Consider the following 13,651-nt stretch of genomic DNA (forward strand, 5'->3'; position numbering starts at 1 on the left):
AAATAGAGCCCATAGGATTATATTTGTTTTATTAAAACATTCTTCTGGGAGTAATAAATCGATGAAAATAGCAGTGTGCAGCGATGAGCTTTATCCTGTTAATGAGTTTGTTGTGCAAGAACTTAAACGGTTAGGACATCAAGTTATTCCATTTGGTGCACTTAAATCGCGTCAAAATGAGTCGTGGATTGAAACTGCTCAAATGGCTGCTGAAGCGATTCATGATGGTGAATGTGATGAAGGTATTTTCTTTTGCTGGACAGGGACTGGCATTTCCATTGTGGCGAATAAAATTCCCGGAATAAGAGCGGCATTATGCACGGATGCTCAAACTGCAAGAGGTGCAAGAATATGGAACCGAGCGAATGTTTTAGCCTTATCCAATCGACTTCTAACACAGGATTTGGCAAAAGAAATTTTGGAGTCTTGGTTTAATACTCAATCTGATGAAGAAGGGGAACTGATCATAAAAGAAATTGAAGCCATTGAACGGAAACAGTACTAGTTTTATCGCTCATTTCCTATTTACAAAAGTGGTTAAAGCACAAGTGATAATCAAAGAGTTTTAAGAAGTAGTTGCACCTATCTGGAATTATTTAAACTTGTATAATGAATTACTTTCTGGCTAAATTGGAGTATCACCATCCTCATAGGTTTGTTATGTTAAAACGGGATATTTCAACAACTAATATTCTTATTGCCTCTGCTGGCGGAATGATCGGCTCAGGGTGGTTATTTAGCCCATTCATTAGTGCCCAAATGGCAGGTAGTAATTCATTAATTTCATGGATTATTGCTACTGTATTTATGATTTTTATTGCTCTACCTCTTTGTGAGCTGGGTACTATGTTTCCCATATCTGGCGGGATGTCTAATTATCCTACTTTTACTCATGGGAAGGAGGTTGGGTTTTTATTTGCATGGACATCATGGTTGTCTTATGTCGTAATGACCCCGATAGAAATACAGGCTATTTTGCAGTACTCAAGTCATTTTTTCCCGATATTAATAGTTAAAGATTCCTCAACCTTCACACTCTCCGGCTATGGTTATATTGCAGCAATGGGGATCATGCTTTTTGTCGTGGTCTTGAACTCCTACGGAATTAAATTGCTTGTTGAATGTAATAAATATGCAAGTATCATTAAATTTATATTACCAAGTATTGCAATCGTTTCTTTACTTCATGTTGCTCCAACCATGGATAACATCAAGATCAATTTGTCGGATAAAGAAAGTTGGGTAAATATTTTTACCGCACTTTCTGCTGGAGGTATTGCTTTTGCGTTCACTGGATTTCAAAATGGTTTGGTATTGGCAGGAGAGGTAAAAAATCCACAACGAAATATTCCTATTGCTATTTTAGGTGCCGTCTTGATTGGATTTGTCTTGTATTTCATGCTTGAATTAAGTTTTATTGCGGCAGTACCACAAAAATATTTATCACATGGTTGGCAAGCTCTGAGTTACCCAGGAGATAGTGGACCTTTAGTAGGTTTAACTTTGCTTTTAGGCTTAGGAGTTGTAGCTACTTTGTTGATGATCGATGCGGCTTTTTCTCCATTTGGAACTACTTTAGTGTATACCGCTGCGACTTCACGAATTTTATATGGAATGGCTTTGAATGATCACCTGCCCAAAATCTTCTTAAAGGTAAATCGTCATAAAATTCCTTATGTGACTCTCTATGCAAATTTATTAGTTGGAATGCTTTCGTTTCTCCCATTTCCAGGATGGCAGAAATTGGTAGCATTTCTATCTTCTGCAAGTATTCTTTCATACAGTATTGGACCTATATGTCTTTTAGCAATGCGTAAATTACAGCCTTTAACGCCTAGGCCCTTTAGACTTTCTGGAGCACTTGTTTGTTCACATATTGCATTTTATTTTTGTAATTTAATGCTTTATTGGTGTGGATTTTCGATTATTTGGAAGTTAGATATTGCTTTACTGTTTGGTCTTCTAATTTATTATATATATCATCGCGCAAACTCATGGGATAATCGTTCTCTTTTATACTGGTTTTTATTTTACATGGTGACCCTACTTGTTGTTTCTTATTTAGGCACTTTCGGTGGAATAGGTATTTTAAAGTTTCCTTTTGATCTATTGACCTTATTACCTTTAAGTATCTTTATTCTATACTCCTCTCAAAGATTGTTAAGTCCATCACGTCATGAGCATGTTGTTTCTATGGTAGAAGAGTCAACAGCAATTGTGAAAGATGAACTTCTTATACAATGAGCATTTAATCGTATAATTGTTCTTTATTTTATTGGATTGGATTTTGTTTTATGCGTTTCAAGGTATTTAGATTCAGGGGCTTAAGCAAAGGAGCTTTTTCGCTTTTAGGTATTTTCTTTCTGTCCGCTTCTTTTGCTACTGAAGTCCCGATTTATGATTTCTCGCTAAAATCCTACTCTCAAGATATTCATGATTATTTCCCTTCAGATAGTAAGGACAATGAGGTTCCCTTATTAAAACCGGAATATCAAGAGATTCAATTGCATCAATTTTATAATCACTATTACTCAGATAATTCAGAAGGCCTCTCTCCTTGGAGTGAGAGAATGGTCAGTTCTATTATCCCTGTAGTGAAAAAAATTGAATTGGAATTATTAACGGAATTTGATAATCAAAATAAATCAGAAGAAGAACGACACTATGCAGAAAACTTTAAAGAGCATGATGAGCGATGGTTAAATCGAATCAAAAACAATATGAATTTTCCAGCTATTGAAATATTAGCATTTAACGAAAAGAATAGAGCAATAGCTGTAAATAATACCTTTGCCCGCGCTTTACCAGATGGTGCCCCAGATTTTTTCCATTTTACGATTCCCGGTCAAGGATTTCCCTTTGATAATTTACAAGAATCAGTGATTTGGGCGGGAACACCACTTTATGTTTTTACAGTTTCCCAGGATAGCGCCTGGTCTTTAGTATTAACACCTGACGCTTATTTTGCATGGGTAAAAAACTCAGATGTTGCTTATGCTTCTAATGGATTTATTGAACACTGGAAACAAGCGTCAAAAAAAAGTTTAGTAGCCATCACTGAAACAGAAGCAAGTATTGTAAATCAACGTGGTCACTTTCAATTCGCAGGCTACATCGGTGCAGTGTTCCCATTCCATAGCCGTACTCAAAATCATATTTCTATCTTGATTCCAATAAAAAATGAACTTCATGAAGCAGTGATCCAGACTGGATTTGTGCGCTCCCAATCCGCTAGTCTAATGCCTCTTGAGGCTACAAAAAAAAATATGAGTCGAATATTAGAACAATTACAAAATCGTCCTTATGGTTGGGGAGGAGCTTTCTTTTTTAATGATTGCTCCCAAGAACTAAAAAGCATATTTACTCCATTCGGTATTTGGTTGCCGCGCAATTCCGCACAACAGGCTAAAATAAGCTCAGGGATCGATTTAACTAAAAATACGGTTGATGAGCGAATTAGTACTTTGAAAACACAAGGGCATCCACTCATGACCCTTATTTATATTGGTGGCCATGTAATGCTTTATTTAGGCAACAAGTCGATAAATCATGAAGTTGCTGCTATGACGTATCAGAACATTTGGGGGCTTTCTCCTGAGAGCAGGGACAAAAGGTATGTCATTGGCCAAGCATTATTTTTTCCCTTACTTAAGTACTATCCAGAAAATCCAGATATAAGTTCGCTGGCTAATAAATCATTTTTTAAAATGATTCATCTCGATGAATTGAGTCCCAAGGACATTACACCGGAAGTATTTTCCCGAAGCTTTACAAAACCGAATCGCCCCAATTTGAACTTATAGAATGGAAAAATCTAACTATTATCTTGTCTTGCTATGGGTGAACCTTATTTATTAAAAATCCCCAGATATATTGCCTGACCAAAATATTGGATTAGGGGTTGCACTTCGGCTCTGAATCGGTAAAGCTATACTTCATGTATCTCATTAGGGTAAATGTCGTGCGCTATTCTAATTATTTATGTTTCTTTGCCGCTTTTTTCTTTAATCAAATGGGAAATTCTCAAACGCTTTCAGAAAAAATAGACGGGATTATTGCACAAAAATTACCCCATGCAACCGTTGGTATACTTATTAAAGAAGCGGAAACTGGTCGTGTTGTTTACAGCAGAAATGCAGATAAATTGCTTTCTCCGGCTAGTGGCATGAAGTTGCTTACTGCTGCAGCGGCTCTTTATCAATTAAAACCAGATTATCGTTTTATAACAACACTTTCCCGAAAAGAAAAAAATTACTATGTTCAATTTACCGGATCACCCTCGTTTACTGCCGATAATCTAACTTCATTAATATTAAACTTGAAAAAAAATAATAATATAAACTCCATTCAAGGAAATATAATAATTGACAGTTCGCAATATCAAGAACCAAATTATCCAAGTGGAACTTCTTATGATGATTTAGGTTGGTATTATGCTGCTCCAGATACGGCTGCAATTATCAACGAAAATAAAGTGGCTTATGAACTTACCAGCGCTAAAGAACTGGGTAAACGGGTCGACATTAAACCCAAAACACAGCTTAAAGCACTAACTGTGATAAATGAAGTCTTAACAGTGAGTAAAGAAGAAGGGAAAGACCACTGCAGCTTGAATATTGAACTCAATCCAAATAATACCATTCGCTTATATGGATGTATGATTCAGGAAAAAAATCCAAAAGTAATAGAACTTGCTATCCCTGATCCGATATTGGTAGTAAAACAAGTGATACAAAAAACCTTTGATAAACACAATATTGCCCTGAAAGGAAAAATTATTACCGGCACCTCTCCAGCTGATCCTACTTTTATTGCGAGTTTCCAATCAAAAAAACTGAGTACCCTGATTACTCATATGTTACAACAATCAGATAATCTCTATGCAAACAGTCTAACTAAAAAACTAGGCTTTACTCTAAGCGGGAAAGGCACGCACAAAGAAGGGGCTTTTGCGATTAAAAAAATATTATCTGAACACACCCATCTTGATATGTCACAAATGGATATCATCGATGGCGAGGGAACCCGCTATAATTTGGTTACGCCAGAACAAATGGTAGTTTTGCTTAGCGATCTTTATCATGATCCAGCTATGAAACCTATTTTCTACAATGCACTGCCACGAGCTGGTGTTTCAGGAACGTTAAAGGAGAGAATGAAGAAGACTATGCTTGAAAATAATGTTTATGCCAAAACAGGTTCAATGCATGACATATCTTCTTTATCAGGCTTTATCACCAATCCCCACCAAAAAACATTTATTTTTTCTATTATCATCAATGGAGTTAATAAACCTATAGGAAAAGCGAAGTCTCTTGAAGAAAACATCTTGCTAGCTTTAGATGAGTATAGTTTAGAAGAAAGTCCGTCTCTTTAAACCTTATTGAACATCTACTTTTGAGAGTATGCTTTCAATGTATCTATAGGTTTTTCTTTGTTTTATACTCTATTTATAGGCCAAGGAAATGAAAATGGATGAAAAGGTATACTATAGGACTTTTACGTGTCTAATTGGAGGAATCTGTTTCTTTGTGGGGTTATTTGATTTTTTTGCTTGGTATTTTAGCTCTCATTTACCCGACGAACTCCCCGAATATATTTTTATGAGACCCACCACTACTTTGGGCTTTATTTTGTCGGGCCTAGCTTTAATTTGTTTGTATCGAAAAGCAATACAAGCCAGCCGACTTCTTAGTTGTATTCTTTTATTATTTTCGGCATTTATTTTGTATGAGCATATCGCGAATGCAAATCTAGGTATTGATATTTTCTTCATCAAAATTCTTGCATTAGATTACAAGTTATACCCAGGTCCTATGGCTCCAAGTGTGGCTTTAAGTTTTATCATTGTTTCACTTTGTTTTTTAATTATTTCTTTCGATTTTTCACCTAATTGGCTTGGGGTAAGTTTAGTCGGTGTATTCTTTATTTTGAGTTTGGGATTTATCGCCGGGACTGATTATTTTATGGATTTTACAGCACGCTTTGGAGCTGGAAGATGGATGAAAATTTCTATTTATACTTCTTTGGGTTTAATCCTTTTAAGCTTAGGTATCATTTTTTACATCAATTCAAAAAATGTAAAACATTCGCGAGTCTCCCTGCCATTAATTACGATGTTCGTAATTTTAAATATCACTACTCTAGGATGGCAGATTACTAAAAAGAACCAAGAAAATTCATTAAATATGTTATTGCAGTTGAAGATTGAAAATGTTGAAGATGTCATTGAATCTCATTTACAAGAGTTTACTTCTTCTTTTTCCCGAATGGCCAAACGTTGGATAAGTCAACAAACACCATCCGAAACCGAATGGAAGGCGGATGCAATGCATTATATTCATGATCAGCCCGGCTACCGAGCAATTGCATGGGTGAATAATCAATATATAGTACGTTGGCTTGCACCAGAGGAAGGAAAAGAGCAGCTTAAAGAATATAACCTTTACAATGATCCTGATCGACGAAAAGAGATAACCAAAAGTTTGGCCTCCAAAGAGTTGCAAATGAGTACTCAGTTTGAACTAAAAGGGCTGGGTAAAAGTCTTTTGTTGTTAAGTCCCTTATATAAAGGAAATCTATTTGAAGGGTTTATGGTCGGTATTCTCGATACAGAAAAGTTTTTGGCTGATATTTTAAAAAAAATGGATATTCAAGGATATAATTTGAATATCTATGATTCTTCAGGAGTTTTATATACTAATACTCAAGATATGAAGTTTTATAAGAGTTGGCAGCACAGTATGATTCTTCCTACTTATGGACAAAACTGGAAAATTATACTTTGGCCTTCAATCACACTACACAATCAAGTAATTACCTCTTTTTTTCCTGCCATGATCTTAATAATCGGAATAATTATGGCTTTGCTCTCCGGATTTTTGGTTCATACACTTCAATTTATAAGAGAAAATACTGAAAGATTAAAGAGAACCCAAGTTGCTTTAGCAAATGCGCGAGAGCGTTTGCAAGGAATTATTGAAGGAAGTAATGATTTAGTTGCTGCAATTGATTTGAACTACAATTTTATTGTGTTTAACACTATGTATAAATGTGAAATTTATCGAATTTTCAAAGTCGATTTAGAAATTGGCATGAATTTTAATGTACTTTTACAGAAAATGAGTGTTGAGAATCAAACAAAATCCCTGACGCTGTGGGAAAGAGCAATGAAAGGTACTGCGTTTACAGTGATTGAGTCATTTAAAGACAAACGCTACGATGGACTGGATTATGAAATACATTACAATCCTATTCATGATTCGCAGGGAAATCTTATTGGGGTTAGTCATTTTGCAATGAATGTTCATCAACGTATTCAAAATGAACAAAAACTTGAAGAATCTAAAATAGAGCTTGAGAATCTTGTTAAAAGTCTTGAAATGCAAAATAAAGAATTGGAGTTATTAAAAGAATTAATGAGTTTATTACAATCCAGTCTTTCCATGGATGATGCGATTGAGATAATAAAAAATTACAGTAAACGTATCCTATCAGGTACTTCTGGAATTGTTTACCTTATTGCTTCTGATAATCCGAATATGATTAGCAGAGTTTTAAGCTGGGGTGAGACTGTTTCTAACTTATTCCTGTTTACGCCCAAAGATTGTTTGTCTTTATTGCGACATCAACCTTATTATATTTCCGATAGCACTGAAGGAGTATTGTGCAATCATATAAAAAAAGGAGATAAAAAACCTAAAAGCTATGCGTGCTTGCCTTTATTTGCTCAAAATGAAATGTTAGGCTTATTTTACGTGGAATTTGGTTTAAATACTGACAATCAACGCTTGATTGCTTTGGCGCAAATCATCTCTGAACAGTGCGCATTGAGCCTGTATAATATTAGACTTCGTGATGTCTTAAAAACCCAATCTTCCCAAGATAGCTTAACGGGAGTTTATAATCGACGTTATTTTGAGGAATACCTGCAAAAAGAAATTTTGAATTCAAAAGATAATCCATTTACATTTGCTCTATTATTAATTGATATAGATGATTTTAAAAAAATTAATGATACGTATGGTCATTTGGTAGGTGACCAGGTTCTTTTGGAATTTGCTGCAAAAATACGACACATAGGACGAGAGGAGAATGTGGTATCTCGTTGGGGTGGCGAAGAGTTTATGATTTACCTACGAAGTAGTAATTTAGATCAGGTCAAATCACAAGCGGAAACGCTGCGTAAATCCATCGAAAACTTTTCAATAGAAATTAATCAAGAAAAAACTATTTCAGTAACTATTTCCATCGGTATTGCTTTTTATCCTCACGATGGTAAGAGAATAGATGATTTAATATCTAAGGCAGATGAAGCCCTTTATCAAGCAAAAAAAATGGGGCGGAATAAAGTTGTAGCGAGCTCAAACATTCATCAAAATAGAAATCATTAGCAAAGAAATATTTTAGAGAAAAATTAAAAATATCGAAGATGTTTATCTTGTTATAAATAACAAATACTGGATAATCAGCCATTTAAATAGGTAAAGCGATGAACGTTGAAAAACTATTTTCTTATGGAACTTTGCGTTATGAAACAGTACAACTGAATAATTTTGGACGAAGATTGCATGGATCGGCAGATAAACTGCCTGGATTTGGTATGTCTAAAATAAAAATCAAAGATCCCAGCGTAATTGCGACGAGTGGTGAAGAAGATCATCCTATCATTACCTATACAGGTCAACCCAACGATAATATCGAGGGTATGGTTTTTGATGTAAGTTCAGAAGAGTTAGCAAAAGCCGATTCTTACGAGGTTGAAGATTATAAACGGGTCAAAGTGAAATTGGCTTCGGGCATATTTGCGTGGGTCTATGTTCATGTCGAGAGCATTGAATAACTTCTTTCGAAGAGTAGATTCCCGCTTACGCGGGAATGGTATTTAGTTGTGAGCACATTGATTCAGCGTATCTGGGTTTTCACCCTCTGTTGCATCCTTTGCATAAGGGAAAAACTTATAAGCATTGTTTGTTATTTTGCGAAATGGACATTTTCCTTCTTGTTGTGTTAAGGGTGTTTCTATAAGCTCTTTAATGACGCGAGGAGCATATTTCCCCAGGACATCTTGATACATAGCGTGTCTATCATTAAGCATACCTAGACCGATCTGCATATTATGTAAATCTCTAGCTAAATCGTCGATAAGCATTTCAATAGTTAAATCCTTCATTTGTTGGGGTAACATTTCGGAATAGATAATACCTCCAAAAGGGGTATTCTTTTCATCGATTCCATAATAAGCACGTAGTGCATTAAAAAATTGATGCTCAATAAGATCTTTTTTAGGGCCACGAGCACCCACAATAATGATATAAGTTTTCATTAAGTCAATTTGATATTTCTGGTTCCAGGAAATATATATTTGCTGTAAGCCCTTTAGTTGCAGTTCGGCTGCCATTTCAGTGTACTTATCTGTATTAGGTTTTAAATCACGTAAGTAACGTTTCCGTATCAGGTCAAGTTGATTTACCTGCGTACAACGTGAAATTTCTTTCAGATAAGACAACATTAAATCAATAGTAGGCATAACTACATCTAGATTGGAGAAGTTAGTATGTAACGTTTCAATTTGTTCATACAATTCATCTAATTCCTCTGGCAAATCTTCCAATCTTATATGTCTTTGGATTGCCTGCTCTAAAATTTCAAATAAAGAAATTGAGAAATGACAGGTGATCTTCAAAAGTAGGTACGGATCATCCAGTGCGGGTGTATTACTTTCTTCACAAAGAATATGCTTGGATTTGTCATCTCGTTGAAGAAGCATTAACATTCCATTCATGTAAGTAACAATATGATCTACACCATTTAATTCCTTTTTTGCGAAAATGAGATGTTTTTCAAGAAACCAGATCGAGGCCTTTTGAGCATATCCCCTTAGTGAGGTTTTTGAGGGATGAGTTGTTGGCGTGCCTTTTCCTCTTGTATTAAGTGCAGTAGACAAAGAAAATTCAGATTGAGGAAGAGAATGTTTGGGGGCTCTAGTTGATATTTTTTTAGTGTCTAAAAAGATACCCCCAACTCCATATTGTCCTTAATTGAGCGCCTATGTGGGTTATTTTGTGGATGGCATTTTTGAGCATAGCAAGTAACATAATGATCTCCTATAAAACATAGTGAAAAATAAACAACAAATTGAACCTAACATAGGCTTTATTATTTTGTCAATTTCTTCTATGGAGTGCTCGGAAAATTGAATCATTAAGTTAAAAGAACTTAATGATTCAATGCATGCTTAATGGACCACTTGATGATGTTCATCTTTTACCCATCGCATCAAAAAAGCTCCAATAATTTGGAATAAAGGTAAAATAGCTAAAGCAATATGATAACTAAATATTGAAAAATCATGAGAGGTCCCTGCGGTGCTAAATGTATCAAGCAATTTTCCTATCGCTGGCTCGGTAACTGCATCTAAAAACGCATCACTGGCATTGATTAGCGAGCTTACCGTGCCTGCCAGATATAAAGGGTTGGACTCTTTTCCGATAACAAATACTATGGGAAATGCTCCTAAACTAAAGCCGAAAAGAAAGAGTAATACACTTAATAGCCAAATTGGCATAGGGTGAGCGTAGATAATTAAAGTAATGGATAATGCAGAAACTAAAGTGCTGTAAAAAACAAATGCGCAGCGATTTTGTATGCGATTAATAAATAAAGCAAATAAAGGACATGCAATTGCTAATCCTACAAATACTAATGAAATGAGGGAAGGGGCAACCAACTTATCTAAATGATAGGCTTTTTGTAAAAAGGGATTTCCCCATAAACCACAAAAAATAACGATGGGAGAAAATGCTAAACCACTATATCCGGTTAATAACCAGTTTTGTTTGTTTTTTATAATTAATAAAATGTCTTTCCATAGATGCGGGTTCTTAGCAGCATGTTGAGTTTCTATGGAACCAATGGAAAAGGATGGTTTATCTTTGACAATAAGTAAGAACAAGAAAGCTAAAATTATTCCCATCCAGGCTACGTTAGCTAAACTGGCTCTCCATCCTATTTGACTGACCAGCCATGCCAGCGGCATTTGCCCGAAAATTGCTCCGATCATGGCGGCAGTAACGAGAAGTGAGGTTAACAAAGCATAATATTTTTTGGGAAACCACACCGCTGCTAATTTAAAATAAGCAATGGAAGCAAAAGATACGCCTACTCCTGTTAAAGAACGACCTAGAATGGCGGTATTTAATTCCTGGGCCTGAGAAAAAATATAGATTCCAAAAGCACAGCAAAAAATGGCTCCTGTAGTAACCCAGCGCGTGCCATAGTGATCGAGGATAATTCCTACAAATAGAGGTACGATAAGGTAAGTCCAGAAATACACTCCTGACAAGACTCCGAGACCTAATCCTTGAAGATGAAAGGTATCCATTAATTGTTGGGGCATTACACTTGGAAAATTCTGAAGAATATATTTATAAAATAAAAATGCTGCACATAAACTAATGATAAAAATAGCGCGAGAGGTAATTATTTTTTGTTTTTGCGATGCTTGTGAATCGAGTGCGGTTTCCAAGGTAATCTCCTCAAAATAGTTAAAGTCGTATCGGCTGATTATTTTGGCCTTTCCCTAGAGAGGCCGAATAATCAAAACGCAACTCTAGGGCGAGGAGAGGAAGACCACGACCACCACCACAGAAACGACAGAAACAATAGCACACACCAACCAAGTAGAGTTGTTTAAAGAAGATTGATGTTGTATGGCATTGTTCATATATGTTACAGAGTGTGAAATAAATCGTTAATCATTTGATAGTAACAATTCCGATTAGATCTTGTCAAATAGATTATCAAATAATTGAGTAATTTAGCTGAATAATCATTTGATAGTTGGTGATCTGAGCAAGTACATCTCAGATCACTAAGAATACTGATTTATGAATGGTTTGTTTTAAGTATAACAAAGCCATTTATTTTTTCTGATGTTTTGAACTCGAATCTAATTCGGGTACAGGAAGATCGGGTATGAGTTTTTTTACTCTATAAAGCCACCCAAGTCTTGTCTCGGGACTCATAATTTCTCCCGGCTTTACTTCGCCGATTAATTCATTTAATTCGTATTTGCGTTCTGGTTTAACTACCGCCTCAAGTACATTTTTTGCTTTAAGTATGTCTTCAGGACGAGGAGCAGGAGCATGGGTTGGGACCAAACACTTCAACATGCGCGAATAGCTACTTCTAGGCTGCGGTCTAGGGGCCGTAGGTTTTGGTGACATAGCAAAAGGGGTTTGTGCTTGAAGAAGTTGAACTTTATTTGCCTGAAAATTATCTATACGGTTCATCACTTTCTGTACTCGACTTTGACAATCTTGAGACCGGGTCCTAAGTGTTTCTGCCTGATTTTGTATGCGGTTATTGTATAAATAGTTAACGGTACAAATATCTGATTTTAATTTGTCATATTTTAATTTGGCCTTTAACAAGTCTTTTTCACTTGCATGATCGGGATCCATCTTTTCTGAAAAGACAACATATGAATCTCCATGTCGGCGATAACGAGCTCTTTGATTTGGATCAATAATAAATTGTGCTTGGCTGAAATCATTAACAGGCTCTAACTGGGAGTTTAGAAGAATTTTCTCTTTTCTTAAAAATTGCAACGCTTGTATCAATCCCCGTTCTTGTAATCTCAGACCTTCTATTTGATGTGCACGATACGTAGGCAATTGTAAATCTTCGTTTAACGATTCTTGTTCATTTAAACGGGTTCTTATTTGAGCGATTAACTGTTGATAGACTTCTTCAGAAGTTTGAGGAGGATGTTGGAGTTGAGATTGATAAAAAGCAATCCGTTCTTCCAACAATCGCGCTCTTCTCTCTAGGCGCTGCGTATTTGTTTCTTGTATTCTATCAATATTATTGGGAACCTGTGCTGTTTGCTGTGCTCTAAGGGTCGCTAGCTGGGTTGATAGAGCTGTTATTTGTTGGTTTGCATGCGAAACATATTGAGTTATTGGTTGATTGTTTAATAAAGGTATTTGAAGAAACTCATTGAGCTGTTCCAGATGATCGGCCATGTCTGCATGATATTCTTCCATTGCTAATACTTCTTCTTCAAGCTCTTGTAACTCTTCTTCCAATTGAGTTAAATCACTCTCTAATTTACTTAATTCTTCATCAAGTTTTATAATCTTACTGGCTCGAATACTTGCATCCATGAGATGCATTGCAATTGAAGAGTGCTTTTTCTCCTCAGATTTAAACTCATTAAGCCTTTCATCAATTTGATGCTGCGTCATCTCATTAACGTGTTCAGTATGCGCTTTATTTTTGGCAATTAAGGTCATAAGAAGAAAAAGCAAACGTTGCTGTCGGAGCAGTTCCTCTTCACTACTTTTTCTAATCAAAAGAGTTTGTTCCTCTTCCTTCATTAGTTCTTGTGCTATCATATTTATCGTTTCATTTCCGCCAGCAGTTTTGAGAAATTCAACTACCTGGGTAGCTTCTCTTAGTCCAAACCGTGCAAGGAATTGAGTCGATAAATGGGAATCTGTTTCTGTGGTATTGGGGGTATTGTCTCTTTCTATAGTTGCAAACCATTGCTCAAACTGATGTGAATCCAACATCCTTAGCATTGATTGACTGGGTAATGTATAAGGCACAGAAGAACTCCTGTAGAAAAATATTCTGTTCAAATTAT

General features: G+C 35.8%; 9 protein-coding genes. 6 read left to right on the forward strand and 3 right to left on the reverse strand.

All coding sequences use genetic code 11. The annotated features are described in order from the left end of the window. The first annotated feature begins 61 nt into the window (after positions 1-61). From ACWTE2_RS17680 to ACWTE2_RS17705, 6 genes are all read left to right on the forward strand, one after another. Positions 62-505, forward strand: coding sequence for an RpiB/LacA/LacB family sugar-phosphate isomerase (locus ACWTE2_RS17680; protein ID WP_454783687.1), 444 nt, complete (start codon positions 62-64; stop codon positions 503-505). A 155-nt stretch (positions 506-660) separates the two neighbouring features. Next, positions 661-2,244 (forward strand): APC family permease, encoded by a 1,584-nt coding sequence (locus ACWTE2_RS17685; RefSeq protein ID WP_454783688.1) that lies wholly within the window; start codon positions 661-663, stop codon positions 2,242-2,244. Between the two features lie 50 nt (positions 2,245-2,294). Beyond that, entirely contained in the window at positions 2,295-3,803 is a 1,509-nt protein-coding gene (locus ACWTE2_RS17690) for an SH3 domain-containing protein (RefSeq protein ID WP_454783689.1), read from the forward strand. Positions 3,804-3,961: 158 nt separating this feature from the next. Continuing rightward, a complete protein-coding gene (dacB, locus tag ACWTE2_RS17695) occupies positions 3,962-5,377 on the forward strand; it encodes a D-alanyl-D-alanine carboxypeptidase/D-alanyl-D-alanine endopeptidase (protein ID WP_454783690.1) in 1,416 nt (471 codons plus the stop codon). A 94-nt stretch (positions 5,378-5,471) separates the two neighbouring features. Further along, positions 5,472-8,393, forward strand: a complete 2,922-nt coding sequence (locus tag ACWTE2_RS17700; protein WP_454783691.1) for a diguanylate cyclase — start codon at positions 5,472-5,474, stop codon at positions 8,391-8,393. A 98-nt stretch (positions 8,394-8,491) separates the two neighbouring features. Further along, positions 8,492-8,842 (forward strand): gamma-glutamylcyclotransferase family protein, encoded by a 351-nt coding sequence (locus tag ACWTE2_RS17705; protein WP_454783692.1) that lies wholly within the window; start codon positions 8,492-8,494, stop codon positions 8,840-8,842. A gap of 42 nt (positions 8,843-8,884) precedes the next feature. Here ACWTE2_RS17705 and ACWTE2_RS17710 read toward each other — a convergent pair whose 3' ends face one another. The 3 genes from ACWTE2_RS17710 to ACWTE2_RS17720 all read right to left on the reverse strand — a co-directional run bounded on the left by ACWTE2_RS17710 (position 8,885) and on the right by ACWTE2_RS17720 (position 13,613). Beyond that, a complete protein-coding gene (locus ACWTE2_RS17710; RefSeq protein WP_454783693.1) occupies positions 8,885-9,946 on the reverse strand; it encodes a hypothetical protein in 1,062 nt (353 codons plus the stop codon). 291 nt (positions 9,947-10,237) lie between these two features. Then, entirely contained in the window at positions 10,238-11,527 is a 1,290-nt protein-coding gene (locus ACWTE2_RS17715) for an MFS transporter (protein WP_454783694.1), read from the reverse strand. Positions 11,528-11,921: 394 nt separating this feature from the next. Beyond that, a complete protein-coding gene (locus tag ACWTE2_RS17720) occupies positions 11,922-13,613 on the reverse strand; it encodes a hypothetical protein (RefSeq protein ID WP_454783695.1) in 1,692 nt (563 codons plus the stop codon). Between the last annotated feature and the right edge of the window lie 38 nt (positions 13,614-13,651).

Source organism: Legionella nigrisilvae (assembly GCF_977063395.2).